The 26,170-nt window shown below is 37.4% G+C and carries 24 protein-coding genes, 1 other RNA gene and 1 pseudogene; 6 read left to right on the forward strand and 20 right to left on the reverse strand.

Annotated elements, in window-relative coordinates:
* Window positions 1–10: 10 nt before the first annotated feature.
* Window positions 11–484 (reverse strand): MarR family transcriptional regulator, encoded by a 474-nt coding sequence (locus tag PDT38_RS08595; RefSeq protein WP_270800549.1) that lies wholly within the window; start codon window positions 482–484, stop codon window positions 11–13.
* A 154-nt stretch (window positions 485–638) separates the two neighbouring features.
* Here PDT38_RS08595 and PDT38_RS08600 point away from each other — a divergent pair, with 154 nt between their 5' ends.
* Window positions 639–1,688 carry an oxidoreductase gene (locus PDT38_RS08600; RefSeq protein ID WP_270800551.1) on the forward strand — a complete coding sequence of 350 codons (1,050 nt, stop codon included), beginning with the start codon at window positions 639–641 and terminating at the stop codon, window positions 1,686–1,688.
* A gap of 313 nt (window positions 1,689–2,001) precedes the next feature.
* On the opposite strand, the gene PDT38_RS08605 is transcribed toward PDT38_RS08600, so the two are convergent.
* The 4 genes from PDT38_RS08605 to PDT38_RS08620 form a co-directional block, all read right to left on the reverse strand.
* Window positions 2,002–3,186, reverse strand: coding sequence for an MFS transporter (locus tag PDT38_RS08605; RefSeq protein WP_270800554.1), 1,185 nt, complete (start codon window positions 3,184–3,186; stop codon window positions 2,002–2,004).
* Between the two features lie 74 nt (window positions 3,187–3,260).
* The gene (locus PDT38_RS08610; RefSeq protein ID WP_270800555.1) at window positions 3,261–4,307 is read right to left on the reverse strand and encodes a Gfo/Idh/MocA family protein; all 1,047 of its coding nucleotides are present in this window, start codon (window positions 4,305–4,307) and stop codon (window positions 3,261–3,263) included.
* Between the two features lie 15 nt (window positions 4,308–4,322).
* Window positions 4,323–5,168 (reverse strand): HAD-IIB family hydrolase, encoded by an 846-nt coding sequence (locus PDT38_RS08615; protein ID WP_270800556.1) that lies wholly within the window; start codon window positions 5,166–5,168, stop codon window positions 4,323–4,325.
* A complete protein-coding gene (locus PDT38_RS08620) occupies window positions 5,155–6,468 on the reverse strand; it encodes a DegT/DnrJ/EryC1/StrS family aminotransferase (protein ID WP_270800557.1) in 1,314 nt (437 codons plus the stop codon). The genes PDT38_RS08615 and PDT38_RS08620 overlap by 14 nt, the downstream gene beginning before the upstream one ends.
* A 100-nt stretch (window positions 6,469–6,568) precedes the next feature.
* On the opposite strand from PDT38_RS08620, the gene PDT38_RS08625 reads away from it, so the two are divergent.
* Window positions 6,569–7,558 (forward strand): LacI family DNA-binding transcriptional regulator, encoded by a 990-nt coding sequence (locus PDT38_RS08625; protein WP_270800558.1) that lies wholly within the window; start codon window positions 6,569–6,571, stop codon window positions 7,556–7,558.
* Between the two features lie 415 nt (window positions 7,559–7,973).
* Here the strand turns inward: PDT38_RS08625 and PDT38_RS08630 are convergent.
* From PDT38_RS08630 to PDT38_RS08670, 9 genes and pseudogenes are all read right to left on the reverse strand, one after another.
* Window positions 7,974–8,243 (reverse strand): annotated as a pseudogene (locus tag PDT38_RS08630) (T7SS effector LXG polymorphic toxin); the annotation flags it as partial.
* Between the two features lie 587 nt (window positions 8,244–8,830).
* The gene (locus tag PDT38_RS08635) at window positions 8,831–9,316 is read right to left on the reverse strand and encodes a hypothetical protein (RefSeq protein WP_270800560.1); all 486 of its coding nucleotides are present in this window, start codon (window positions 9,314–9,316) and stop codon (window positions 8,831–8,833) included.
* Between the two features lie 65 nt (window positions 9,317–9,381).
* Window positions 9,382–9,771, reverse strand: coding sequence for a hypothetical protein (locus PDT38_RS08640; protein ID WP_270800562.1), 390 nt, complete (start codon window positions 9,769–9,771; stop codon window positions 9,382–9,384).
* 210 nt (window positions 9,772–9,981) lie between these two features.
* Entirely contained in the window at window positions 9,982–10,407 is a 426-nt protein-coding gene (locus PDT38_RS08645; protein ID WP_270801700.1) for an immunity protein YezG family protein, read from the reverse strand.
* A gap of 56 nt (window positions 10,408–10,463) precedes the next feature.
* Window positions 10,464–12,593: a T7SS effector LXG polymorphic toxin gene (locus PDT38_RS08650; RefSeq protein ID WP_270800564.1), complete on the reverse strand. Its 2,130-nt coding sequence runs from the start codon at window positions 12,591–12,593 to the stop codon at window positions 10,464–10,466.
* A gap of 20 nt (window positions 12,594–12,613) precedes the next feature.
* A complete protein-coding gene (locus PDT38_RS08655) occupies window positions 12,614–12,874 on the reverse strand; it encodes a DUF5344 family protein (RefSeq protein ID WP_172297889.1) in 261 nt (86 codons plus the stop codon).
* On the reverse strand, window positions 12,871–13,305 hold the full coding sequence (locus PDT38_RS08660; RefSeq protein ID WP_270800567.1) for a DUF5082 domain-containing protein: 435 nt from the start codon (window positions 13,303–13,305) through the stop codon (window positions 12,871–12,873). The genes PDT38_RS08655 and PDT38_RS08660 overlap by 4 nt, the downstream gene beginning before the upstream one ends.
* A gap of 457 nt (window positions 13,306–13,762) precedes the next feature.
* Window positions 13,763–14,635, reverse strand: a complete 873-nt coding sequence (locus PDT38_RS08665) for a manganese catalase family protein (protein ID WP_270800568.1) — start codon at window positions 14,633–14,635, stop codon at window positions 13,763–13,765.
* A 96-nt stretch (window positions 14,636–14,731) separates the two neighbouring features.
* Window positions 14,732–15,364 (reverse strand): spore coat protein, encoded by a 633-nt coding sequence (locus PDT38_RS08670; RefSeq protein ID WP_270800569.1) that lies wholly within the window; start codon window positions 15,362–15,364, stop codon window positions 14,732–14,734.
* A gap of 419 nt (window positions 15,365–15,783) precedes the next feature.
* Between PDT38_RS08670 and PDT38_RS08675 the strand changes: the two genes are divergently transcribed.
* Both PDT38_RS08675 and PDT38_RS08680 read left to right on the forward strand, forming a co-directional pair.
* The gene (locus PDT38_RS08675) at window positions 15,784–16,899 is read left to right on the forward strand and encodes a delta-aminolevulinic acid dehydratase (protein ID WP_270800570.1); all 1,116 of its coding nucleotides are present in this window, start codon (window positions 15,784–15,786) and stop codon (window positions 16,897–16,899) included.
* Window positions 16,900–16,919: 20 nt separating this feature from the next.
* Window positions 16,920–17,870 (forward strand): DMT family transporter, encoded by a 951-nt coding sequence (locus PDT38_RS08680; RefSeq protein ID WP_270800571.1) that lies wholly within the window; start codon window positions 16,920–16,922, stop codon window positions 17,868–17,870.
* A 30-nt stretch (window positions 17,871–17,900) separates the two neighbouring features.
* On the opposite strand, the gene PDT38_RS08685 is transcribed toward PDT38_RS08680, so the two are convergent.
* The 3 genes from PDT38_RS08685 to PDT38_RS08695 form a co-directional block, all read right to left on the reverse strand.
* Window positions 17,901–18,536 carry an FMN-dependent NADH-azoreductase gene (locus PDT38_RS08685; RefSeq protein ID WP_270800573.1) on the reverse strand — a complete coding sequence of 212 codons (636 nt, stop codon included), beginning with the start codon at window positions 18,534–18,536 and terminating at the stop codon, window positions 17,901–17,903.
* A gap of 140 nt (window positions 18,537–18,676) precedes the next feature.
* On the reverse strand, window positions 18,677–18,883 hold the full coding sequence (rsoA, locus tag PDT38_RS08690) for a sigma-O factor regulator RsoA (protein WP_270800575.1): 207 nt from the start codon (window positions 18,881–18,883) through the stop codon (window positions 18,677–18,679).
* The gene (locus PDT38_RS08695; protein ID WP_270800576.1) at window positions 18,870–19,448 is read right to left on the reverse strand and encodes a sigma-70 family RNA polymerase sigma factor; all 579 of its coding nucleotides are present in this window, start codon (window positions 19,446–19,448) and stop codon (window positions 18,870–18,872) included. The genes rsoA and PDT38_RS08695 overlap by 14 nt, the downstream gene beginning before the upstream one ends.
* Window positions 19,449–19,678: 230 nt before the next feature.
* Here PDT38_RS08695 and PDT38_RS08700 point away from each other — a divergent pair, with 230 nt between their 5' ends.
* On the forward strand, window positions 19,679–20,830 hold the full coding sequence (locus PDT38_RS08700) for an oxalate decarboxylase family bicupin (protein ID WP_270800578.1): 1,152 nt from the start codon (window positions 19,679–19,681) through the stop codon (window positions 20,828–20,830).
* 134 nt (window positions 20,831–20,964) lie between these two features.
* Window positions 20,965–22,404, forward strand: coding sequence for an alpha/beta hydrolase family protein (locus PDT38_RS08705; protein WP_270800579.1), 1,440 nt, complete (start codon window positions 20,965–20,967; stop codon window positions 22,402–22,404).
* Between the two features lie 440 nt (window positions 22,405–22,844).
* On the opposite strand, the gene ssrA is transcribed toward PDT38_RS08705, so the two are convergent.
* From ssrA to rnr, 3 genes are all read right to left on the reverse strand, one after another.
* Window positions 22,845–23,202, reverse strand: a transfer-messenger RNA (tmRNA) gene (gene ssrA / locus PDT38_RS08710).
* Window positions 23,203–23,313: 111 nt separating this feature from the next.
* Window positions 23,314–23,787, reverse strand: a complete 474-nt coding sequence (gene smpB, locus PDT38_RS08715) for an SsrA-binding protein (RefSeq protein ID WP_172297901.1) — start codon at window positions 23,785–23,787, stop codon at window positions 23,314–23,316.
* A gap of 89 nt (window positions 23,788–23,876) precedes the next feature.
* Window positions 23,877–26,165 (reverse strand): ribonuclease R, encoded by a 2,289-nt coding sequence (gene rnr, locus PDT38_RS08720; RefSeq protein ID WP_270800581.1) that lies wholly within the window; start codon window positions 26,163–26,165, stop codon window positions 23,877–23,879.
* Window positions 26,166–26,170 lie beyond the last annotated feature (5 nt).

A 26,170-nucleotide genomic window follows, 5' to 3' on the forward strand; every position in this document is an offset into this window, starting at 1 on the left:
TTCGTTAAGGTTAGATCTGTTTGGACCATTCTTTTAGAAAGTGGATAACGGTTTCAAGTTCAGATTCTGTGAATTGCTCGAACAGCTTGCTGTAACGCTTTTTGGCAATCTCGTGCATCCGCTCATGAACCACAGCCAACTTTTTGCCTTCTTCTGTTAAGGTATAATACAATTCTTTATTATTGTTTGGTTTTTTATGAGACTCGATCATATGATGGTTGATCAAAACATTAACTGCTTTCGTAATTGCCGCTTTTGACACTTGCAACCGTTCAGCAAGAGAAGTATTGTTGAGCTGAGCTTCACTGTCATGAATAAAAGAAACAATATGAAGTTGTGTCAGAGTCCAATGCTTATGCAGCATTTCTTCGCTTTTTAAAGCTTCTTTTGCAAATGTCTGTTGTTCATGCTGTACTCGTTTTTCCCTCTTCAGAATAAAATCTTGAACAGCTTGAAATGCCTGTTCATACGTATTGTTGTCCACTTTTCTTGCCTTCCTTTCTGTTAACTGGTTAACTATTTATAGTTTACCAGTTAACTAAATAAAATTCAATGATTACGTTTTATTTTTTTAAATATGTAAATAAACAGGTACAATAAAATAGACAATCAATACATATCCAGAGAGGAGAATAGAAATGGATAGAATTCGTACTGGGTTATTGGGCTATGGACTGTCAGGTTCTGTTTTTCACGCCCCATTATTATCGGTTTTAACAGAATTTGAAATTAAAAAAGTGATGACATCTCGAAAAGAACAAGTTCACCAAGACATTCCTGGGACGAAAACAGTCAGCTCGATTGATGAAATTACGAATGATCCAGATATTGATCTTGTGATTGTGACAACACCTAGTGGACTTCATTTTGAAATGGCCAAACAATGCCTTCTCGCTGGTAAACATGTTGTTTTGGAAAAACCGATGACAACAAATGCAGAAGAAGCCAAAACATTAATTGAAATAGCTAAAGAACAAAACGTGGTTCTTAGTGTATTTCACAATAGAAGATGGGATAACGACTTTTTGACAATTAAACAGATTATAAAAGAAGAACAACTCGGAGAAATCAATACATTCCATGCTTCTTTTGACAGGTATAGACCGAATGTCAGACAGCGCTGGAAAGAGCAAAAAGGCGCGGGGTCTGGATCCCTTTATGATCTAGGATCACATTTGATTGATCAAGCCCTTCATTTATTTGGAAAGCCTAACGCTGTAACTGCTCAAGTAATCTCTCAGAGAAACAATGCAGAAACAGATGATTATTTTCATGTCGTGCTCAGTTATGACAACCTTCAGGTACTACTGCATTCTGGCTCGATTGTCCCGGCTAATGGTCCCCGCTATCAAGTGCATGGCTCAAAGGGGAGCTTTATGAAATACGGCATTGACGGACAGGAAGAAGCACTTAGAACTGGTCAAAAACCCGTTGACGCTTCATGGGGAGCTGATTCACCTGAATATTATGGAGAATTAACCTTAGTTGAGGGTGAAAACATCAAGAAAGAAACAGTGAAAACACTCAATGGTTCTTATTTAACCTATTATAAGGAACTAGCTGCATGTATCCTTAAAGGTGGCAAACCGCCTGTTACTGCTGAGGAAGGCCTAGATGTCATCAGTATCATTGAGTCAGCCTGGAAAAGCAGCGAATTGAAAAAAACGGTTTTTATCAACAATCTCTAAACCCATCTGAATAACTGCACCCCAGTTGTTAGACCCCATCTAATCATTGAAGGTGCAGTTGCTTGGGAAAAACGGTTAAACAAAGAGATAGGCATTTTGCAACGTGACTTTCACAAATACCAATACTAACATCTCTTCCAATATCGGCTACCACAACATGAATATGTACCTGACCTCTAGTTATTTTTAAACCTCTTACATAGTGACGCTCGAGAAGTGTTCTTAACTGTTGTATCTTCCGATAAACCACTTTTCTGAGTGTCGCTATTTGAAGCAGCATTTTTCCAAACTACCTCTGTCATTTTCAGGGAATTCACATATCCATATGGCTTTGTTTGTTTTTTTGCAAGCTAATGAACAAAATGATGCTGCTGATGACAATAAGCAAGAGCCCCATCCCCGTAAATAACGACAATGGCAAAATAACATCTGTGCTAAAATCAATTGCCCAGCCAATTAGAAAAGCTAGAAGTGCTCCGCCTAGACTTGCCGAAGAAATGAAGAAACTTGTCATTTCTTCTGTGAAAGGTTTTCCAGCTAATGATGCAAGTGTAACAGCACAAGGAAATATCCCTGCTGCAGAGAATCCGATACAAAAGATCAGCAAAATTTGTATTCCATGATGCGGAAGCCATACCAAAATAAACAGCAAACCGGTCAATATGGCAGTGCTGAATATGAGAAAGATAGCAGAAGTTAAGCGATTGCCAAGTAGACTTAATAAAAATCGTCCGAACACCATCCCCATCCAAAAAAATGAAACGCTGATAACGCTGATTTCATCAGCTCCTTTTTCACACATGAGCGCCGGCAGAAAATTGGCGAGATTCGTCTCAATCCCCGCATAGAAAAATGCAAAAATGAGAAAAAAGAGAATAATTTTTTCCTTTTTTCCTTTTTGAAAGATCGCTGTTGCAGTCGGTTTGATTTGACATGTGTTCTGACTTGAAGCAGTCTTATTGCCCTTTCTCTTTAGAAAAATAAACCACAAACCTGTAAGAACTGATACGAACAAAAAAAGAACATAAAGTGGTACATTCCAAGAATGGTGCTCGACTAGGATAAAAATGAGAAAGGGGAACAACAAAGCACCTAAACCAAAAAAAACCTCTAAAATATTCATTCCTTTTGCATTTTTATCTTGTGTAATTACATACGCTCCCATTGTTGTTTCCAAAGTACCAGCTCCAAAGCCCAGCAAGAACCCCATGATCACAAAATAGAGGAAATGGTTAAAGAGAAAAACCCCTAAAAGTGTCGCCAAAATGAGAAGTAGACCATACGTCAATACAGTGGTATGAGAGCTACGTCTGACAAATATCGGTGCCAACAAAACACCGTTTAAAAAACCAATGAATTGAAAAAAAATCAGGAAGGATAAATCGTGAAGATCCCGATGATATTCATGAATGATATATGGTGATAGGCTCCCCAAAAGTATGTGGATGACGCCGACAAGAAAGTAAAATGAACAGCCAAATAGAAAAATTTTTTTCACTAAATCCACTCCTTCATTTTCCAGAATAAAACCCTTGCGGCTGCGGTTAGGGCCGACAAGGGTTTTCACAATGCTCAGTTCGCTTGTTTTGAAAGGGATAACTGCTGGCCTTTAGCAAAGAATTCATTTAAATAAAGCTGTGTTTGATATCCATCTTCAAATGTAGCGAGCCGTGCAAAATCGTGATCTTGAATTCCTTTCATCCATTCAATTAATTGAGATCTAAAGGAATCCGCCCAGCCATAAAATTCAGTTTGGGGATCAGTCAGAAAATTGTCTGACAGAGTGATTTTTTGTTCTGTTAACCCATTCCTAAGTAGACATTCATTCCCCTGGCTTGAGTGATAGTAAAAGACACCGTTCTGCCCATTCACCTCTATACTGAAACCGCAATCTTCCGTTTTTGTACATTTTGATGTGACCATTTTCACAAATACTTTATTTTCAAGCTGTCCGTATACCTCAGAATGATCATCGACATGTACCTGTTTTTGTTCTTTTTCTTTGACAACTGTCATCATTTTGACTTTTAAACTATCTAACTTAAATGGGCTATTGAACAAATGTAGGATAAGATCAATTAAATGCACACCTAGATCTCCCAAGGCTCCACTTGTATTATTGCTTGTTGAGTGATCACGCCAAGTAAATTTTTTTCTTCTAAGCGCACTGTTTTTCTTGAAATCGACTTTGACAGATAAAATGTCACCAAGCTCATTCTTGGACAACATCTCTTTTAACTGCTGAACAAACTTGAGATGCCGGTAATTAAAGCCCATAATCGGAATATAAGCAGATCGAATCGCTCTGTTTCTCATCTCCTCAGCTTCTTCCATAGAAACAGCCATAGGTTTTTCACATAGCACATACTTTTCCGCAGCGAGCGCTTCTAGTACATGTTCTTTATGACAAAAGTTAGGTGATGAAATGATAACTGCTGATGATGCACTCAGCAGATCCTGTATACTTTCAAATGCAGTACCTCCATATTCAAATGCAATTTTACGTGAGGTAAGCAAGTTAATATCAAAAAACCCTGATAGTTCAGCACCTTTAACTGTGGAGATCGCTTTTGCATGTGCCTTTGCAATGCCTCCTGCTCCAATAATTCCGATTTTCATATTAAACACTCCTTATCATTGGATATGAGCTTTTAATACTTCTAAAATGCCGGTCGTATATGAACCTTGCGTGATACGAGAATGGAGCAACTTCGCTTCAGCTGTCGCATTCCCTACCAAATATCCATGGTCTACCTTTTTAAGCATCTCCACATCATTCCCGCTGTCACCAAATGCAAATGCATGTTCTTTTCTGATTTTAAATTTATCTAAAATAAAATCGACAATGTAAGGTTTACCTGTCTGCAAAGGGATAAAATCGACATCATAGCTGTTTTCAGGATCTCCCGCTAAAGGGTTGCAGCGGTTAATATTCACCCCGATTTGATGCTTTGCAGCAAGATCTCTAATGACACCCAGAGCTGTTTGATCAGCACTTTCATTCACAGATGTATAATAATAATTCACTTTGTAACCAGAATAACCATGCTGTGTTTGCGGAATAAGTGTAATCCCATACATCTCATCTAGAGTGTTCTTTAATTGTTTGACCGTCTCATACGTGAAACCAGATTGACGCAAACGCTCTTCCCATTCATTATCAGTTATCTGGCCTTCCTTCGAAAAAAATGTGATTTCCGTTCCAAGATTACTGGCGATAAAGTGCGGAAGATATTGAAATCCTCCACTCTTCATTTTAGTAAGAACAGCTGACAGGCTGCTACCGGTTACCCAACCAAGTAATATTTTGTTATCGAGATGATGCGAATGAATAAATGTTTCAAGATCGATCAATGCTTTTCTCGATTCATCAGTGATGTTGTGAGCAAAGTACGTCTCATCAAAGTCACAAAATACGGCATATTTTGGTTTGTCTACTTGCTCTAAATTGTGAAAAGAAAGTGTTTCATGATATGACATCAATCAAAGCCTCCATTACTTTGTCTTGTTCTTCTATCGTCAGATGCGGATAAAGAGGCAGCTGAAGCATTTGTTTATGCACTAATTCAGTTACAGGAAGTACTGTATCCTGATAGTGAGTCTTCACAAGTGATGTTTTCTGTTGATGGGATAAAACCGGATAATACACATCTGTTTCAACATGATGAAGATTGTACAACTTTTCTTTGACTTGATCTCGATTTCCGTTTATTATTTTAATTGTAAACAAATGCCACACGTGGTCTTCAGCCATTTTCGGCAGTTTAATCTGACCTTTTTCTTCATACAGTTGCAAATGTTTAATATAGCGATCTGCTAATGATAGTCGTTTCAGATTATTTAATGATAGATATTTCATTCTAGCCAGTCCGATTGCTGCTTGAAGATTATCAATCTTTGAATTAAAGCCGTAATCAGCGGTCTTTTTATTTTTCTGATTTAACTCAAACCCATGATACATATATTCAATACACGAAGTGGCAAATGTTTGCTGATCGGTTACAATTGCACCGGCTTTTCCGCATGTGCCAAGATTTTTATACGGATTGAAGCTGAGAATCGTGCAAAGACTGTATTTTCCTAAGCCGGTAACACCAATTGATTGACATGCGTCTTCTATAATAGGAATCCGATATTGGTCAGCAATTTCTGCAATAGCTTTCATATCAGGCTGTTTTCCATAAAGGTGAACAGGTAAAATGCATTTTGTTTTACTAGACATCCTGTTTTCAATATCAGAAGCCGTCATGCAAAAGGTGTCAGGATCAATATCGCAAAAAACTGGCATACCGCCTACAGCAAGCACAGCATTTTCTGTAGCAGCAAAGCTGTTTGCCGGCATGATGACTTCATCACCTTGTCCGACACCTGCCGCCTTTAACGCAACAATCATCGCATCTGTTCCACTTGAAGAAGCAAGACAGTACTTCTTGTTAAGGAAGGTTGCGATTTCAGACTCAAAAACACGAACTTGAGGACCACTCGTAAATTGTCCGGTTGGAAGCACAGCTTTGACCTCGCTTAAAACATCTTCGATTTCTTCTTCTGTAATCAGGCGATGAAGCGGCATAAAATCAACTCTTAAAGGAGGGGAAACCATCTTGTTTAGCAAATTGAAATTGATGTCGAAATTGCGTTTCTGTAAAGTTTGTTTTAGCTTTTGATTGATCAGGCTGTCTTCAATACGGCTAACATTTACCGGCTTTCCATTCTTCAAATCATTGAAAAGGATCAATAAGTCTTTACTTGTGCAAGTCATTTTGCAGCTTGCGGTTTTCATCAATTTCACCCCATTTTTATTAAGAACTGTCATATTTCATCACAAATTTTAAATGATGGAATCGATACCATAACAACTCTTTTTTTCAGGAAGTGACTTTATGCCTACTATTGACGAAATTGCAAAGTTAAGTAATGTGTCAAAAACAACAGTTTCCAGAGTACTAAACGACCATCCCTATGTATCTGAAGAAAAAAGGCAACGGGTTTTAGAAGTCATAAAAAAAATGGACTACATTCCGAATACCTCTGCACGAAAACTCAGATCCAATAAAACCATGTTCATAGCAGTGTCTATTCCCCATGTAGACCATCCCTTTTTTGCTCGACTGATGAAAAATATGTCTGCTGAAGCCCTGCAATTTCAATATAAAGTGATTGTTTTTCAAACATTTTATCAAAAGCAAAACGAACTGAAAGTGATGGATTTGCTGAAAAGGAAAGAAGTCGATGGCATCATCTTGTGCAGCCTCGAAAACGACTGGGAAGATATCAAAGGATACCTCAAATACGGCCCGATCGTGATGGCAAACGAGCTTCATGCTGAAGCGGAAGTCCCAGTGATTTGCTATGACGAGTTTGAAGCCGGTTATAAAGGTACAGAGCTGTTTATTAAAAATGGACATCATTCAATTGCTTTTTGCTGTGACAACCTATACAGCAAAGCTCAGATGATGAGGAAAAAAGGCTTTATGAAGGCTTTGTCTGATGCAGGCTTACGTTTTCACGATCAATGGGTGTTCAGTCACGCTTTTACCATCCAAGATGGTTTCAGGATTATGGATCAAATTCATAGCATGACAGAAAAACCAACTGCTATTTTTACAGGAAATGATCAAGTAGCCGCAGGTATCATTAAGAGAGCATCCCATTATCAATACAAAATCCCACAGCAACTAGCTGTTCTTGGATATGATAATCAATCAATCTGTGAAGTAACTAATCCTGAAATTACGACAATTGATATCCCTGTTGAAGATCTTGCCAAAAAAGCGATAGAGGCCATCATTCGTATATTGAATAACAAAAGTGTTGTAAAAAGAGAAGTTGTGACCATGTCATCATCAATCATTACTAGACAATCTGTTTAATATCCTAACATTAGTAGTACAGACCAAAGCCTTGGTCAGTGCTACTGTTTTTATAGCGGAAGTGAAGGAAGATTGAATACCCCTAGAACCTTGAATAGGGCTTGCTTTTCTGGGGGTGGGGGCTGTTTTAAGGGTTTAAATCATTAAACTTGGTTTTTATTAACTCTAAAACCGGCTTGATTTCAGGTTTCATCTGAAAATTTATTTTCTACCCCTCAATAAAATTCTATTACAACGTACACCTGGATGCTTGGTATGTTCCGTCTGAAGCGACTGGCTACACTACTCAGGCCCAGACGTTTGTTAGGACTTCGAAAATTCCAATGTTCTTAAGAAGTTGCTGCTTTAATGATAGGTCATGCTCTTACTCCGACTGCGGCTCTTGCCCCGATCATACTTAATGTTGCGCAATAAAGCCTTGTGCCTGACTTTCCGCTGACGCTTTCTCGCCAAACATATCTGCTTCACTAAAGCCATTCGAAGCGGCAAGTCCGTATGCGCCCATTTCCGTCATTTTCAGGACTTGCATGCCTTTCGTTGTTTTATAGGCTTGCAGTGCATGTTCAGCGGCACTAAAGGTTTTTGCTGTTTTATAAATGGCTTTTCCGCCTTTAGCGGCACGACCAGCCCAACCGACAACTGGAATAAATCCGGCTGCGGCCATTGCTCCGGCTGCTACACGTTCCTGCGGTCTACCATTGTTAGAACCATTCAGAATATCTTAAATAAACATAAGCTAAGTATTAAAGGTTAACTCACAAAGCCTTGCTTATAGGCTTCAAACTGAATTTATGAGTGATTTGGATCGGGTTTGTAGTAAGATACTAGAAGCAATAACTTGGATTTTTCAAGTGATGTTGATCTGGAGGAAAAGGTGATGAGAGCAAGAGGAAAACGCTACAAACTTAGCCGTTATTTAAGGGCTGCATTGTGGAAACCAGCGCATATCTGCCTTCGAATAATTAAAGGTAAAGTAATTTTTCGATAAACAAAATGTCCTTGTAGAACAGGTGTCATCGTAAAATAATTCCCAATGACAGAGCCATCTTTATAGAGGTTTACCTTATTTACCTTATTGGCAAATTAAAAGAAATAAGTAAACTGAATAATACTAGTGATAGTTTAATAATAAAAAAACTAAACTGAGAAGTTAGAGCTGTACGCTCTCTCACTTACACAGTTTAGCTTACACTCCATAGAGAACACAAATCCTTTTATTCATAGGATTAAAGCATAATTTTCTAAAAAGAATTTAATAAGTATTTTTACAGATTATAGTTCCTTTACTAAAATTGCTTGCTGCTTATATTTTTCCAAGTCTGCACTCAACCAATTACTTTCATCTTCTCTTTTTTTATGAAATCGTAAAGTAGCATATCCTTGGTCATAGCTTAGTATTAAGATAAATTTATGCTGCGGAAATCTATCTTTAAGTTGTTTTTCCCAACCATCCATCGTTTGAAATGCGTATAGAAGGACAGTTGTTTCATCTGTATTTTGAATATAATCATTGACTCTGAGTTCATTACAAGATGCCTCATAACCTGTTTTATCTCGATGAAATTTCATTACTCTTTCCCAATTGATATTTTCAGTATCTAAATTGTTTTTTATATCAAGAATAAAGCATTCACCAGATTCAACAATATTCGGTGTTTTAATATTTTCTATCTGTGAAACATCAATATTTTTAATTGCATTTAAATCATTACATAACTTATCTTTCAACTTTTTCATATTTATATTCATATATTCCATGTTCCTATGTTACACTCCTTAATAACTATTTAAAGATGGGCTTTTCACCCAAATATTTCAACCCTTTATCTATTGTTTTCTGGAAATTTTTTATCTTTTAAAGGTTTTTGAATTTTTTTAGGTGCTAGTTCACCAGTTTTTTGGTTATAGAACTCTTTATTTTCTATATCTAAGTACCACTTCGTATTATCAGGCTCATGGTAGTGAATCTGTCCGTCTCTTTCACCAGGATTTGGATTTTCAACATCTATTCTTTCTGTTTTACCGTTTTTCCATGTTGTATGACTTGTACATTGGGGACCATTTCGCCCTAAAAACTTTTTAGTTTTACCTGTTCCACCACGAGCAAACTTCACAATCCCATGGCCTATTTCACCTAATGTCTTCTTCTCAACATGCACATGATAGTTTTTAAAGCTATGACCGGTCGTTGTGACAAATTCTTCTGCATGCAATCTTGCTTTTACAGGGATCAGCAAAATTGTAAGAGTCATGATTCAAGATTATCGATATACCAACATTTATTAAACGTAAAAAAGGCGTCCAGTAGTCAAAACTCGATTTACTGGACAGCCTTTAAGGGTAGAAAAACTACTTCATGATGATACAAACTTCATGAGTTGGTTATTAACTCAAATTTAAATATATTTATTACTGTAAACATTTTAAAGGTTATTATTTTTTATCTCCTCAAACCACTCATTAGCAACTTTACGAGCTGTTTTCGTATCGTGATTAGTATAAACTAACTCATATTTATAATTAGCTTTGAAGTCACCATTCTTCACATCATATATTAATTTCATTTCTGTTGGCATATCTCTATCATATTTTTTACATAATTTAATCATTTCTCTAATATTTTCATTAATTATTTTCATAACTGCCTTTTGTCGCTCCACTGATACATCATAAGAAAAGTTTGTATCATTCTCTCCATTGAGTATCGCATCATTAAGTTTATGTCTCTCAACAATCTTACTATTAATATCGTAAAAAAAAGAACTTGCAATAATTCCTTCTTCACATGAACCATAAACATAAACTTTATCTGCTCTATCTTCAACATATTCCATACATATCGAAACCATATCTGCTTGCAATTCACTAAAGTAATCCTCAAATACTTTACCCAAATCATTCACCCCTAATTTATTATAGTTGCTTCATCATAAATTCCATCTATCTCATATTCTACAATAAATTCTGATGGTCGTGTATTATCTCCATCATATTTGATTTTAACATTAACCTCCACTTTTCTAGGAGGAATTTCATTCAAAGCTGCAGCCCATTCATTTTCAATCTTCTTATATTGCGTTAGATTAACATCAGACAATTGTGAAACCAAATTATCAATTTTAGGTGAGCCCCCAAATCTGTCAGCTGCCAAATGACCTGCGTGATCTTTGCCTTTTATTTTACCTAATGTATTTCTGCTATGTGATAATCTTTTTTCTCTCTCTGTTAGTTGAAGATTTTCTGTTTCAAATTTTGAAATCCTACCCAAATGATCTGTTTCATAAAAGTAATCATACTCTCCCGTTTTATATCTAATATTAGGTTTTAATCTATTTCTTCTACCATTTGTAAATTGGTTTCCTTTATCGACAAATGTTTTGATTCCACTTACTGTAGAACTATCTGCTGCCACACTTTTGGCACTATCCTTACCACGAGCAAACTTCACAATCCCATGGCCAATTTCACCTAAAGTCTTTTTCTCAACATGCATATGGTAGTTTTTAAACCTATGACCGGTTGTTGTGACAAATTCCTCTGCATGCAATCTTGCTTTTACAGGGACTTTGATACGTTTCACTTTATCAAGTATTTTCTTTGCTGTTTTCATGATAACAGCTTTCGGTGATTTCGCAAGCGGGTATTTTTTAGTTGCTGCTTTAATAAGATGGGTCATTTTCTGACTTGGTTTGACTACATCTTTTGACCTGACTGCGGCTCTTGTTGTCCCACTTACAGCTCTTGTTCCAGCTGCAGCTTTTGCCCCGACCATATTTAATGTTGCGTCAATTAAGCTTTGCTTCTGTCTTTCCGCTGACACTTTCTGACCAAACATATCTTTACCCGTTAGGGCTTCACTAAAGCCATTTGAAGTGGCAAGACCGTATGCGCCCATTTCCGTCATTTTCAGGACTTGCATGCCTTTCGTCGTTTTATAGGCTGATAGTGCATGTTCAGCGGCACTAAAGGTTTTTGCTGTTTTATAAATGGCTCTTCCGCCTTTAGCGGCACGACCAGCCCAACCTACAACTGGAATGAATCCAGCTGTGGCCATTGCTGCGGCTGCTACACGTTCAGCAGCTGTCAGTTTCTCACCTGTGACTGGGTCAACACCATCTTTCGCTCTCTTATAATCATAATACCCACTCATTTCCCCGACAAATGTTTTGGTTCCTTCCAAAGCTTTTTGATACCATGGCTTATTCTCTTCTTCTTCTTGCAGTTTTCTCAAGCGTTCCATTTCTGCTTCCTGTTTGGCTTGCAGTTCTCTTGCTTTTGCTTGCTCTTTTTTCGCCTTAATATATTCAGTTGCCTGTTTATCGATTTTGATTGCTTCTTTATATAACTTATTCGAGTGAAAAGCCTTCTTATCAAAATACATAGGAGAAGCGGTTTTTCCATTACTTGTGGCTTCCAACAATGCTTTGTATTTATCGGAGACACTCTTGGCTTCCGCCGTAGCTCTTATGTATTCGCCTGTTAAAGATTTATCGAGATCGTCCACAGCATCAATTGCATTTTTCCGAGTTGTTTGTGCTTTTGACATCTCCACTGTATAATTATGATCCGTCCACTTATCCAGATCCACGATATCATTCACTCGATCTATGATCCGATCCATGTTATTTTTTAGATCCAAGACAATTTCATCCGAACTTTTATCTGCATTTTTCAGTTCAGTCTTTAAAAAAGACATTTCAATGTACGAATCGGTTAATTTCTTATCTTTGACATCGCCTGCAACCCCATTAAAAAACGAAATCTGCATATCAGCTAGTGCGATCCAACTGTCGACAACCTCGGACTGCCCTCTAAAAAACTCTTTAATGTTATCTGCACCTTTTCCTGTGAAATCATCGCCTAAATCTGCCACTCCGTCACAGGCTGTCTTTAGTGTCTGAAGTTTCTCTTTCAAGTTTTTATAATCTTTTTTTCGTTGATCGGCTCTTTCAATTAAAGTACTCGCTTCAAAGACTTTAACTGAACTGTCCAACTCGTTATTTTTTCCCTTGTCATTCTTTTTGTTTTTCGCCATCGAATTTCCCTTTCCCCAGTTTATTTTCTGGCAATAGCCTCGTCTTGTTCTTTTAGTAAATCAACATTGCCTTTTACATCCTTGATATTTTGTTGAACAATTTGTTTATAGCCGTCAAGCATATTGATAAAGGAGTCTTCTTGGCTTTTATATGTTGTTGTGTAGGACAATTTGTTTTTGCCGTGAGATCCCTTTTTTGCCAACTCTAAATCTTCTACTGCTTTTTTGACAGTATTTAATTTTTTCATAACAATGCCATGTTTCAGTTTAATCTTCGTCATGAGAACCATCTCCCCAATTCGCTTTTAAGGTAGTCCATTTGATTGTTTATTTGATTTTTTATCTCATCAACTGCCTCTTCGCCTTTTTCAATTAAATGATTTACCCCCGCTGCCACCTTTTCTAATTTATCAAAAGCTTCCTTTTCAATTTTTAAAATGGTAATTTTGTTTTCAATAGTGGAGATATAATCTAAGTATTTCTCATTGACAATATCATGCATCTTTGTATGTGCCTCATCTCGTTCCTTATCAAAGTCAGTGGCGAATTCGCCTGTCCACTGTTTATCAAGATGCGGATTTAAAATCTGCCTAATTTCGACAATACCCTCTTCATGTTCTTTTTCTATATCTTTTTTTGCGGCTTTTAATTTTTCAATCTTGCCTTCTATATCTCCCAAATGTCCGCTAATTGCCCCTTTTATGTCATTCAATATGCCTATGTGACTCATTTTGTTTCACCTCAACAATATAAATTATACAGATTTATCCACTGAATTATTGTATATCTCTTCAATTTTAGAATAAATATGAAAAGATCTGAATAGATCCTTAGGCCTTTCTTTTGTGAAGATCGCTTCTATCAAAGGTTAAAAAGACCTATTTTTCTGGTGGTTCTCTTAAAATTCAGGATTTAATAATTGAATCATTGGCTTATTGCAAACAAATATTCGTATTACTATTGAAACAGAACAAATGTTCTTGTATAATAAAAGAAAGAGAGACAAATGGATTCCATAATTAGATGAGAAAATAGGTTAAGAGATCGTGATATTCAAAAGCTGTAAAACATTCTTAACTTTAGCTTCGAAACATAAAATAAATAGTGCCGCCCTCGCCCTCCATAAAAAATCTCCCCTAAATCTGTCTACCTTTAGGGGAGCGTGTTTCTTAGTGGATATATGGTTGATGATTAGGTTCCATCCCATTTTGCATGACTCGCATATCAAGTGGAGGAGTACCATGAATATACTCTGGTCCTGGTGTTAATTGTGGATTTTGTCCCATAGCTTGCGGGTTTTGGATATATTCAAAATTTGCTTGTCCATCAAGAGATGGCCCGCTAGCCCAACGTCCTCTGCTACTTTCTTCACCTTTTGAAAAATTCATAAACGAATAAGAAACTTCTTGTTTTTCAAATTCTTGATTAAAGGTGCTTGGTACTACAGCTCCTTGCGTTTGTTCTAATTCTTCAATGGCAGCCATCCATTGGTTTTGGTGCATCGTATCCCTAGCGATTAAAAATGAAAGCATATCTCTTACACCGGGGTCAGTAGTCATTTCATAAAGACGACAAACCTGCAGTCGTCCTTGTGATTCTGCATTCAAGTTGGCACGGAAATCTGCTAAGAGGTTTCCACTTGCAATCGTATAACGTGCGGTCCATGGGTATCCAACGCTATCATTTGGCTGAGCGCCTAATCCATTTACAATGGCATGCTGAGGATTCATACCACTCAAAACAGCTTCAACAGCGGGATCTTGAGCACCTTGCTCTTGGTCATGGGCTGGGGCCCCATCTAATAATTGGGCAATCATTGTTGCAATCATTTCAACATGGGCGATTTCTTCTGTAGCAATATCTAAAATCATATCTCTATATTTATTCTCGGCACGGCAATTCCAACCTTGGAATAAATATTGCATCATGACTGACATTTCACCATATTGGCCGCCAAGTATCTCTTGAAGTTTTTTAGCATAAACGGGATCTGGTTGTGATGGCTTAGCGTGATACTGTAATTCTTTTACATGATAGAACATGTAGCGCATACCTCCTTTACTTAGTATTTTTGTTCTTCACATAACAACAAAGTGATTGATTACCAACTAAAAGTCTCCCCTCTAGTGCAAATCAATTTATTGATACATTTGATTACTTTCTCCTGCGATAGGATTTTGTCCTTGATATTTATTTAATGCCTGCTGAATGATTTCTTGATTTTCTGGTACGACTTGATACATTGCTCCAATTTTGCTAATCATTGTTTGGTCAGCGGGTTCTAATGGATAGTATCCTTTTTGAACCATATACTGCCACATATCATATGCATGTCCACAACTCATCATAAATGCAGTCTGAAGAAAAGAACGTAATTCTGGATTGGCAGCTTCCATCGCAGAATATGCATATTCTCTTCCAGCGCGCTTTAATGTTAATAAATAGGAAGTAGCCATTTCACGATCATTGAAATCTTGAATAGATGTACGTGGTTGAACTGGTGGATATTGACTAACTGGTGATTGAGTGTAATCAGACAGTTTGCCTTGTTCTTTAAATAATGGCAATTCCATTTTTGCACCTTCTGCTTGATTTAAGAACTCTACTTTCATGTTATAGTCACGGATATGAAAAGGGTAATGTCTTTCAAGGATGCTTTTAAATTCGGAGTCTTGGATGTGCTGATACATGTATGACATATTCGTTATTGAATTAACACAGCTCATTGTTAATTCATGTAATTCATGTAGTTCGTGTGCAGCTAATTTCATTTTATTTTACCTCCTGTAAGTGAATGAAGTCTCATGATGACTTTCGGTGTTAATCTACCCGAAGCAAGTCAGAAATATCATTACAAATAAAGTAAATATAACTGTCATTATTATTTCGATTATCGATCACGTTTTTTTGCATCTATATTGATTGAATAGTTCTACACATCCAAGGAATTACATGTCTTAATAAATACAAATAGCGTGTTCATTATTCATGGACGGAATTTAGTTAAATAGCCTGGTTAGTAACATACAAATTATTAAATAAGTGCAAAAAACAAAGGAAAAGGCATTCTTTAAATACATAATCAAAAAAATGGTTCTTTTTAACCTTTTTGGAAAATTTAAAAGGTTCCACTATTTTTAAAGCGAATTCTAAGTTTTATGAACAAAAAAATTTAGAGAGGGTGTTTTTAGTGCCAAATTCGTTAAAGGACGTTAGCCAAATACAGCTGGGGAGGACATCGAGAAGACTTACCCAAGAATATGAAGTCAATATTAATCCAGCTAAACTGTCTCAACCGATCGATGTCGATATTTATTTAGATGGCAATACCACCAGACCCATGAAAAACATGGATGGCTATCCATTTCGTTCTGTTGAAAATACGATTGAATTGATTAAAGAATTAAAGTCTTATGGGATTCATTCCATCACCTTACGTCTTATTGGGAGACTCTCAAAAGATTTGTATCAAATATTAAATGACCATATTCAAGCCTTTAAAACGATAAGAGGCAACTATCCTATAGGAACTCTCCATATTACCGTTGATCCTTTTCATATTGGATTAAATGAAGATGGAACTTGGGGGGTTAAAAACAGCACCGGTCAGTTGGATTATCAAGCAACAATTGAACTCATCTCTACTATAGCCAGCCACTTCGCTAAAGAGGGAGCAGACTCGATTTTAACTTTAGGGAGAATTGATGCTGAGGTAGAAGTCACAAAAAAGGAATTAGAAAAGATTGGCTCAAGCACTACGATTACTTCCTTTTCACAAAACACAGAAACAAAAAATGCCTATATGTATTTAGAACATACACCCGCACACCTTGATACAGGACAAAAAATTCTAGTTGGAAATGTCACAGAAATGAATTTATACACCCTGATTGATATTTATGATGGGACAGATACCATTATTGTAAAACCAATTGAAAATTTCCATCTACTTACAAATACCTCTCTCTTCTTAAAAGACAAATACAACATCATTGATTTTCTTACATCTGACAAAGTCAAACAGACATTAACCCATCACCCTTGTTTAAAAGAAAAAGTGCTGAATATCTTATTCAATATCGATGATTTTTTTGACAAATGCAAGTTGGTTAAAATCGGTGGTTATACAGTTTCAGGAACCTATTATCTTCAAAAAAACTTTGAAAAGACGAAAGGACAAGACTTCACTTTCTGTGTAATTGATGAGCTGCTAAAAAATGCAATTTCTGCTTCAAATTTTTCTATATCTACAATTATAGATCGACATGCGCTATGGTATGTCAAACAGAAGGCAAGACAGAATTAAAAAAAGAAAGGTGTCATCATATGGGAAAACTTGAAGTGAATCATCAATTAAAATATCATGATCAGTTTATGATTGGGATGTTGTTCATGGTTGTCGGTACTGTATGTTTTGCTTCAAAATCAATTATCATCAAGTGGGCTTACTCCTATGGTGCCACTCCTGAATCGACATTATTGTTTCGACAACTTATTGCAACACCTCTCTTTTACGTTATTTTACTTATGTATTACAGAAAATTACCTGCCAAACCGTCTAAAAAAGACATGATGAAAGCTGGAATAACTGGTTTGCTCGTGTTTTTTCTATCACCATTACTGGATTTTATCGGGTTGCATTATGTTTCAGCTATTGTCGAACGGATGCTTGTGATGAGTTATCCGATTTTTGTACTCATTCTTTCTTTTTTAAGTAGAAAAGAGAGAATTTCCATGTTAGATGTAATCGCCATGGGTGTCGTCAGTTTTGGCGTATTTTTATCGATTGGCGGCTGGAGTCTTCATGAGTTACATGCAAACTTTTTTGGCGCTGTACTCATCTTGCTTTCTTCAGCGGTTTATGCTTGCTACCTTGTCATTTCCGGTCAGATGGTTCATCGGATTGGAAGCATTCGGATGAATGTATATGGTATGTCACTAGCCAGTATCGCAATGATTATTTTTTTATTCATTAGAAACAGTTTTGGATATGAAACAAAACTGTTTTCATTCCAACCGTCTGTCTATCTTTTATTTTTCATGATTGCTATGATCACAACAGTAGCTCCTTTTATCCTTATGTTAGAAGGAATTAAACGGATTGGAGCTGTTAGAGGATCTTTGATTTCAATGGTTGGTCCAATCATTACGATCATTTTCGGTGCATGTTTTTTAGGGGAACGGCTTACACTGATTCAGTGGACTGGCTGTTTTATTGTCCTAGGGATGATCTCCTTTGTAGAAGGGAAAAAAATCAGATTAAAAATGAAAAACTGAAACCTCCCCCCGATAGGAAGGTTTCGGTTTCTAAAATGTCCGGCCCAATTCAATAGCGCGGGCGATCGCATTTTTTTTGATTTCTTCTGCTTTGTCTGGCTCTGCATTATGACCCTCGATAAAAAAACCTTCAAATGATGGAACACCGAAAAACTGCATCATCACGGTAATATAACGATGACCCATTTCCAATTCAGCAGCAGGCCCTTCTGAATAATAGCCACCTCTTGCCTGAATATGAAGCGCTTTTTTATCAGTTAACAGGCCAACAGGCCCCTGATCCGTATATTTGAAAGTCTTGCCTGCAACAGCAATTGAATCAAAATATGCTTTCATCACCGGTGGAAATGAAAAGTTCCAGAACGGTGTGACAAATACATATTGATCAGCCTCAACAAATTGATCACTTAGCTCGTTGAGTCGACCCACTTTTGCTTTTTCCTGATCAGAGAGCTGTTCAAACTCGGTCCCTGATTGCAGTTTCCCCCAGCCACTAAATACATCTGCATCAATTTGCGGAATGTTTTCCTGATAAAGATCAAGATGAACGACTTCATCCTGCGGATGCGCTTCTTTGTAAGAATCGATAAATGCCTTCCCCGCCGCCATACTGTAAGAAGTTTTTTCATCATGAGGATGTGCGGTAATATAAAGGGTTTTTGTCATTTTTGAAACCTGCCTTTTCTATGTTTTATACTAGTATGAGAAACAACAAAAAAGAATATTCTGTGGGATCTCCATTCTTAATGTGAAAGCCCAAACCCGACCTTCTCAAATGTTCTAATTAGCTAGACTCAGCTAAATATTTAACTATCCAAAAAATCGGTAATAAAATCCCAAAACCCCGGAACCTCCTGATAAAGAAGCATGTCCACTTTTTCATAAATCTTAATTCTCAGCTCTTGCTCAAGATCTTCTCTTTCTTGATAAGTTGTGTTTCTTAGTTTGTTTTTGATCATTGGCATGAAGGTTTCCAGTAGTTTTTCAATATCTTTTTTTTCATGCAGACTCAATTTTATGATTCCCCTTCCCCTCTTGAGTTAGCATTGTTCTTATTTTTAACAACCCTCTTTTATGAATCTTTGAAATGTTTTGTCTTGATTCCCCTAAAGAATCTGCTATCTCTTGCATTGAAGCACCATGAAGATAGATCTGTGTAAACACTTGTTTTTGTTTATCTGTCAATTGTAAAAATGCATTGTAAAGTAGTTGATCTTGAATGTGTTCACTTAAATCTTCCTCCCGATTTAAATAATCATCAAATATATCCCCGCGAGGCGGCTCGGCGATATTAGAATTTCCATCAATTATCAGTGGAAAACGGTGCCGATTTTTCCGGACTCTTTTATCAAAATCAACCGAAAATATCCGAATCATAGAATTTATATACTTCATGATCCGAATATGTTTATAAAATTGCTTAAATGCAAAATCAAGAAATTCTGCCTCCTTACAATTAGGATGTTCCATTACATGGTGAAATAGCCGCTCACACTGGGGGTTGCTTAAAAAATGCTTTATCAGCGGATGCCTGGTGATTTCCTCCATTTTTGAACGCAGCAAAGCTTGATCAATCATAAAAAACCGCCTCCTATTTTATTAAATGAAAGAAATGGCAAAAAAGTAAACTCATATGTAAGATAAGTCGGCTATGTTTACTCTCCGACGATATAAGCCAGTTTGTCTATTTATCCACACTGATTGACATAGAGCCCATTTTTTTCACTTAATATGACAGAAGGGAAATACGAAAGGCCTTTCAATACTCCTTTCATACTAAAAACTAATAGAAAGAGGGGATTTTCACAGTGGAAAAAAACAAACCCATTCCACAGCCGATTAGAGGAGAAAAAGGAGCGAAAACAAAAATTCAACACAATATCGAGCGCGATCGCCAAAATCCGAATATGCTTGCTCCTCCTGAAACAGACCATGGAACCTTATCAAACATGAAGTTTTCATTTTCCGATGTCCACAACCGTCTAGAAAATGGTGGTTATGCAAGAGAAATTACTGTTCGCGAACTGCCAATTTCAAATAATCTTGCATCTGTTAATATGAGGTTGAAACCAGGAGCCATCAGAGAACTGCACTGGCATAAGGAAGCTGAGTGGGCATATATGTTATATGGATCAGCCAGGATTACGTCTGTCGACCAAGACGGCAGGAATTTTATTGAGGATGTAAAAGTAGGCGACTTATGGTATTTTCCATCAGGGCTACCGCATTCAATTCAAGGTCTGGAAGAAGGCTGTGAATTCATACTGGTCTTTGATGATGGTTCTTTTTCTGAAAACAGCACGTTTCAAGTTACAGATTGGTTGGCACATACACCAGAAGATGTCATCGCTGCAAATTTTGGTGTTTCAAAAGAAGTGATTTCATCTCTTCCATCTCAAGAAAAGTATATTTTCCAAAAAGCAATCCCGGGCTCACTTGAAAAAGATACAGTCGAAAGTCCAAATGGAATAATTCCAGAGTCTTTCAGCTACCGGCTACTTGAACAAGAGCCGATTGTATCAAGCGGTGGTAAGGTATGGATTGCCGATTCTACAAATTTCAAAGCATCAAAAACGATTGCCGCAGCCTTGGTAGAAGTCGAGCCAGGGGCAATGAGGGAACTGCACTGGCACCCTAATACAGATGAATGGCAATATTACATTTCAGGCGAAGCAAAAATGACAGTTTTTGCAGCAGATGGACATGCCCGCACATTCAACTATCAAGCGGGTGATGTCGGTTATGTACCGTTTGCAATGGGGCACTATGTCAAAAATACAGGAGATACTCCTCTTCGTTTCCTTGAAATTTTCAAAGATGATCATTATGCAGATGTTTCTTTAAATCAATGGCTTGCCCTTGTTCCTGAGAATTTTGTTCGCGACAATCTTGATGTTGACAAGACGTTTACAAACTACCTTTGTAAAGAAAAACATCCAGTCGTTAAATTTACTAGATAATATGCACTAAAGCTTGCTTGCAGAATAAAGATTCTGCGAGCTTTTTTATGCAAGCACAGTTTTAAAAATTTAAGAACCAATCAGCCCTAACATTCGTTATATTTAAGAGCAAATCTTAAAACGGAGGATCTATAATGAGAATATTAGAAATATTATTAATTTTGTCGTCTTTTGTATTGCTATTTCACTTTAAAATACCGAGAAAGGTGGCATTGGCTTTTGGCTTATTAAATATCGGTCTATTGACTGGACACTTCTTTTTTGAAGGTTACAGATGGCAAATGGTTTTTGTCTATCTCGTTTCTTCCATCCTCACCATCTGTATAATATTTCGTAAAAGGCTTCGTATTAAGGTAGGCAAGCCTTTAGCATATAGTTTATTTTTTCTCATGTTTATGATGCTCATTCTTTCAACTTTTGCTAGCTTATATATTCCTGTTTTTGATTTACCAAAACCTGATGGTCATCATGCAGTCGGTACTAAGACATTTCATCTCGTTGATCAAGGTAGAGATGAAGTGCTGACCAAAGATCCACATGACAAAAGAGAATTGATGATTCAGGTCTGGTACCCTGCCCATCACACAAAACTTCAAAAGCCAAAACCGCTTTTCCCTGAAGATCAACAGACATTTAAAAAATATATTGAGAAATATGCAAGCGGATGGCATCTTCCTGAATTTGTTTTCGATTATTGGCGTTATATTCAAACCAATTCATTTGAAAATGCTGAGATATTATCGTCTAAAAAACCTTATCCTTTAGTGCTGATCAGTCATGGCTATGGTACTGGTCGGATGATGCATACTGCTCAAGCAGAGAATTTAGCCAGTCACGGATTTATCGTTGTGGCGATCGATCATACATACAGTACAACAGCGACGGTATTTCCTGATGGAAGAATCACAGGATTAACAACTGATCTGGACGGTTCACCAGAAAAAAGCACAGAGTTGGGGGAAATTTGGACGAAAGACACCGAATTTGTCATTTCTCAAATGAAAAAAATGAATCATACCGTTTTCAATGGAAAAATCGACCTCAATCATATCGGCATCATGGGCCATTCCTTTGGAGGCGCGACCGCTTTCAATGCGGCCTATGCAAATCCAAAGATTAAAGCCGGAATCAATATGGACGGTTCACTCTATAACTTAGATAAAAAACATGCTATCTCAAAACCGTTTCTGTTTATCGAATCAGATGATTTTATTAAAATCAAAAACAAAGTTGAGAAAAATTCTATTTCTGATAAAGAAATAAAAGAATCAGGACTAACAAAAGAGGAATTTATGATGATGATGGAAACAAGAAAAAAAGAATTTCACATCATTGATCAAGCATCCTTAATTCACATTGATGGAACGGGACACTATAATTTTACCGACTTCCAACTTTTTTCGAAAATGTTAAAGCAGATGGGCATGACAGGCGAAATTGATCATAAACGGTCTGCATTTATCGTGAATCAATATGTGTTAGACTTTTTTAACAAACATTTAAAAGGAGTCGGTGGTGATTTAATTAGCCGACCGAATCCAGATTATCCAGAAGTGAAATTTCCGAATAAATGAATTGTAAATCCAAAAAATAAAAATTTTATAAATTGCTGAATCTCATGAAGCTGTTAGAAAGATGGCAAAAACAAAGTAGTTGTCAGTTGCAAGAATGAATAAGCAAACAGTAAGTTAGTTGGTTCTTCCTTACACGTGACAGAAGAACATAGTTTATATGAGCCTGTTAGTATAGAGTACAATGAGATGAGTGGGTTAATAGTCTTCCGAAGTGAATATGGTCGACAATAGGGAAGGCTGTCTAAAAAGTCCTTTACAAATGGATCAGGGGGAATTGCGAGACTCATGCGGAAACAGCAAGTCAGGCAAGACCCCGCATGAGCAAGGAACGAGCTCCAAGGGTGCTCACGGAAAGCGAGCAAATTTCCCGATACCATCAAATACGACTCCCTAAAAAATAAAAAACCCCAATACTTTAATCGCATTGGGGTTTCAAATATGTATGGAGACGGTGGGAGTCGAACCCACGTCCAGAAACGTCGATTGCTTCAGCGTCTACGAGCGTAGCCTGCATATTTGGATTCGCTCATCTTCGTGCCTGCGGGCGGGCCCTCGGAGAGCTAGTCTGAAAAGTCTCTTCCTGCACACTCAGACGGGAGTGCAAGCGTAGCCTACTTAGTTATGGGCTCTGTACCGGCACATAGGCGATGCGGGCAAGAGCTCGCTGCACTTATTAGGCAGCTAATGCTAAGTTCTGGTTATTAGATTTGCCAGTTATATTTAGGTGCGTTTTTACGAGATCGCCTCTCGGCTCGCAACTCAAGCTCGATCCATCCCTGTCGAATCCGTAACGTCCCCTTAGAATAGGAATACGGAAACTGGCTGTATCACTATTATAACAGGATCACACTGATATTCAAATGGTAATATTTATGATCACGTCTTTATAGAATAACATACAATCAGGCTTTAAATCAATCCTTTTTGACGGTCACGAAACGCTTTTTCAATTTCACGTTTTGCGTCTTTACGTTTTAAATCTTCGCGTTTATCATACTTCTTTTTGCCTTTTCCAAGACCTAAGAGGACTTTGGCAAAACCGTTTTTTAAATAAAGTTTAAGTGGGACGAGCGAATATCCTTGTTCTTTTGTCAGACCGATCAGTTTGTTAATCTGCTTTCTTTGCATCAATAGCTTTCTCGTCCGCAAAGGATCATGATTATAGCGATTCCCTTGTTCATAAGGGCTGACATGCATATTATGGAGGAACACTTCTCCCCTCTCAATTTTAGCGAACGAATCTTTTAAATTCACCCGTCCAGCACGAATTGATTTGATCTCAGTACCTTGGAGAACAATGCCTGTTTCATATGTTTCTTCTATAAAGTAATCGTGACGGGCTTTTTTATTTTGGGAAATAACCTTCCCTTCTCCCTTTGGCATTTGACGACCTCCTCTCGCCTGCGAAAAGGCGGCGAATACGTCTTATTCTACCAAATCTTTATCACTCTTACAATTCGCAACCTTTTCTATTACTTCTTTTTCTTTCTTTTTTGTTTCGGGGCGTTTTGAAAACCACGTTTTTTCTTACCCTTTTTCTTTTTTGGTCTTGTGAACCATTCACCTTTATCTTCTGAAGAAACAGGCTTTTTTTGTTTGATTTCTGTTTTAGGACGTCGACGTGATCCTTTCATTCCAACGATTTCAAAATCGATATTCCGTTCATCTTTATTGACATCAACAACTCGAACGGTAATCTCATCACCGATCCGGTAAACATTTCCGGTTCTCTCACCGATCATCGCATAATGCTGTTCATCAAAACGATAAAAGTCATCTGTCATAAAGCTGACATGGACAAGCCCTTCAATCGTATTCGGAAGTTCAACAAACATACCAAAGTTTGTCACTGAACTGATCATACCATCAAATTCTTCACCGATCTTATCCATCATATATTCCGCTTTTTTCAGATCATCTGTTTCCCGTTCCGCATCTACTGCATTGCGCTCCATGTTAGACGTATGCTCTGCAATATCCGGTAAAAGATTGGACCACTTCTCTCTTGTTACTTCATCTGTTTTCCCTTTAATTAAATACGTTCTGATCAACCTGTGAACAATCAAATCGGGATAACGGCGAATCGGTGATGTAAAATGAGTATAAAACTCAGTTGATAAGCCGAAATGGCCAAGGCTTTGTGGATCATATTTCGCCTGTTTCATCGATCTCAGCATGACCGTTGAAATAACAGCTTCTTCTGGACGATCCCTGACTGCATCAAGAACATTTTGCAATGCTTTTGGATGAATATTTCCGGCAGTGCCCTTGACGACATAACCAAAGGTTGTGACAAACTCTAAAAACCGTTGCAGTTTTTCTTGATCAGGCTCTTCATGAATCCGATAAATAAACGGAACATTCATCCAATGAAAGTGTTCAGCAACCGTTTCATTAGCAACAAGCATAAACTCTTCAATTAACTTTTCGGCTGTTGAACGTTCTCGAATGACAACGTCTTTTGCTGTTCCTTCCTCATCAACCAAAACTTTAGCTTCTTTAAAATCAAAATCGACTGCTCCTCGCTCCATTCGCTTTTCACGCAAAATAGACGCTAATTCTTCCATATCTTTAAACATCGGGACGAGTGGTTCATATTTTTGTTTAAGATCTTGATCATCTTCGACAAGGATTTTATTCACATCTGAATATGTCATCCGTTCAGTCGTTTTAATGACACTTTGGAAAATCTCATGTTCTATTACTTGCCCCTGGCTATTGATTACCATTTCACAGGACATTGTCAGCCGATCAACCTTCGGATTCAGAGAACAAATGCCATTGGACAATCTGTGCGGGATCATTGGAATCACCCGGTCAACCAAATAGACGCTAGTTCCTCTTTCAAACGCTTCTTTATCAATGGCTGAACCTTCTGTGACATACCAACTGACATCAGCAATGTGGACACCCAGTTTATATTGTCCGTCGTTAAGTTTTGTGACAGTAACAGCATCATCTAAATCTTTGGCATCTGCCCCATCGATTGTGACAATCGTTTGTTCTCGCAAATCCCGTCTATCATGGAGATCTTTTTCATCGATCGTTTCCGGTGTGGCATTTGCCTGTTCCATTGCCTCAGCTGGAAATTCTCCCGGTAGACCATGTTTATGAATAATGGAGAGAATATCAATCCCTGGGTCATTTTTATGACCGAGTATTTGAACAACTTCCCCTTCTGCACTCATCCGCCCTTCAGGATAACTCGTCAAGCGAACGACAACTTTATGCCCCTCAACAGCGCCATTTTTAGCGTGCTTTGGAATAAAAATATCATTGGTTATTTTTTTATCATCAGGAATGACAAACCCGAAACTTTTCGATTCTGTATATGTCCCAACGACCTGTTGGATATTCCGCTCAATGATCCGGATCACTGTTCCTTCTTTTTTTGTCCCGCCGGTTTGTGTACTTAAACGCACGAGTACGATATCACCATTCATCGCTGTGTTCAGTTCAGACGGTGGAATGAAGATATCATCAAGCGCAGAATCTTCTGGCAGAACAAATGCGAAACCTTTCGCATGCGCCGAAACTTTTCCTTTAATCAAGTTCATTTTTTCAGGCAACCCGTAACGATTGCTTCTTGTTCTGACGACAATCCCTTTATCTTCAAGACTGACTAATGTTTTCACAAGCTCTTTATATTCTTCAGAATCGGTAATCTCTAGCATCTCTTCTAGTTCTTGAACTGTAAGAGGTTTATATGCTTCCTCCTTCATAAAGGCTAGAAGCTTATCCATAAATTCTTGCTTTTCCACTCAAC

Source organism: Bacillus changyiensis, assembly GCF_027706145.1.
Taxonomy (GTDB): domain Bacteria; phylum Bacillota; class Bacilli; order Bacillales; family Bacillaceae; genus Bacillus; species Bacillus changyiensis.

Excerpts from the sequence above, each read along its gene's own strand:
- PDT38_RS08665 (WP_270800568.1), bottom strand. The coding sequence starts at position 14,635 with ATGTTCTATCATGTAAAAGAATTACAGTATCACGCTAAGCCATCACAA.
- PDT38_RS08655 (WP_172297889.1), bottom strand. The coding sequence starts at position 12,874 with ATGACGAAGATTAAACTGAAACATGGCATTGTTATGAAAAAATTAAAT.
- PDT38_RS08685 (WP_270800573.1), bottom strand. The coding sequence starts at position 18,536 with ATGACAAAAACCCTTTATATTACCGCACATCCTCATGATGAAAAAACT.
- PDT38_RS08615 (WP_270800556.1), bottom strand. The coding sequence starts at position 5,168 with ATGTCATATCATGAAACACTTTCTTTTCACAATTTAGAGCAAGTAGAC.
- PDT38_RS08705 (WP_270800579.1), top strand. The coding sequence starts at position 20,965 with ATGAGAATATTAGAAATATTATTAATTTTGTCGTCTTTTGTATTGCTA.
- PDT38_RS08625 (WP_270800558.1), top strand. The coding sequence starts at position 6,569 with ATGCCTACTATTGACGAAATTGCAAAGTTAAGTAATGTGTCAAAAACA.
- PDT38_RS08645 (WP_270801700.1), bottom strand. The coding sequence starts at position 10,407 with ATGGTTTCGATATGTATGGAATATGTTGAAGATAGAGCAGATAAAGTT.
- PDT38_RS08610 (WP_270800555.1), bottom strand. The coding sequence starts at position 4,307 with ATGAAAATCGGAATTATTGGAGCAGGAGGCATTGCAAAGGCACATGCA.
- PDT38_RS08695 (WP_270800576.1), bottom strand. The coding sequence starts at position 19,448 with ATGATTGATCAAGCTTTGCTGCGTTCAAAAATGGAGGAAATCACCAGG.
- PDT38_RS08680 (WP_270800571.1), top strand. The coding sequence starts at position 16,920 with ATGGGAAAACTTGAAGTGAATCATCAATTAAAATATCATGATCAGTTT.
- PDT38_RS08620 (WP_270800557.1), bottom strand. The coding sequence starts at position 6,468 with ATGAAAACCGCAAGCTGCAAAATGACTTGCACAAGTAAAGACTTATTG.
- smpB (WP_172297901.1), bottom strand. The coding sequence starts at position 23,787 with ATGCCAAAGGGAGAAGGGAAGGTTATTTCCCAAAATAAAAAAGCCCGT.
- PDT38_RS08635 (WP_270800560.1), bottom strand. The coding sequence starts at position 9,316 with ATGGAATATATGAATATAAATATGAAAAAGTTGAAAGATAAGTTATGT.
- PDT38_RS08670 (WP_270800569.1), bottom strand. The coding sequence starts at position 15,364 with ATGAAATTAGCTGCACACGAACTACATGAATTACATGAATTAACAATG.
- PDT38_RS08650 (WP_270800564.1), bottom strand. The coding sequence starts at position 12,593 with ATGGCGAAAAACAAAAAGAATGACAAGGGAAAAAATAACGAGTTGGAC.
- PDT38_RS08600 (WP_270800551.1), top strand. The coding sequence starts at position 639 with ATGGATAGAATTCGTACTGGGTTATTGGGCTATGGACTGTCAGGTTCT.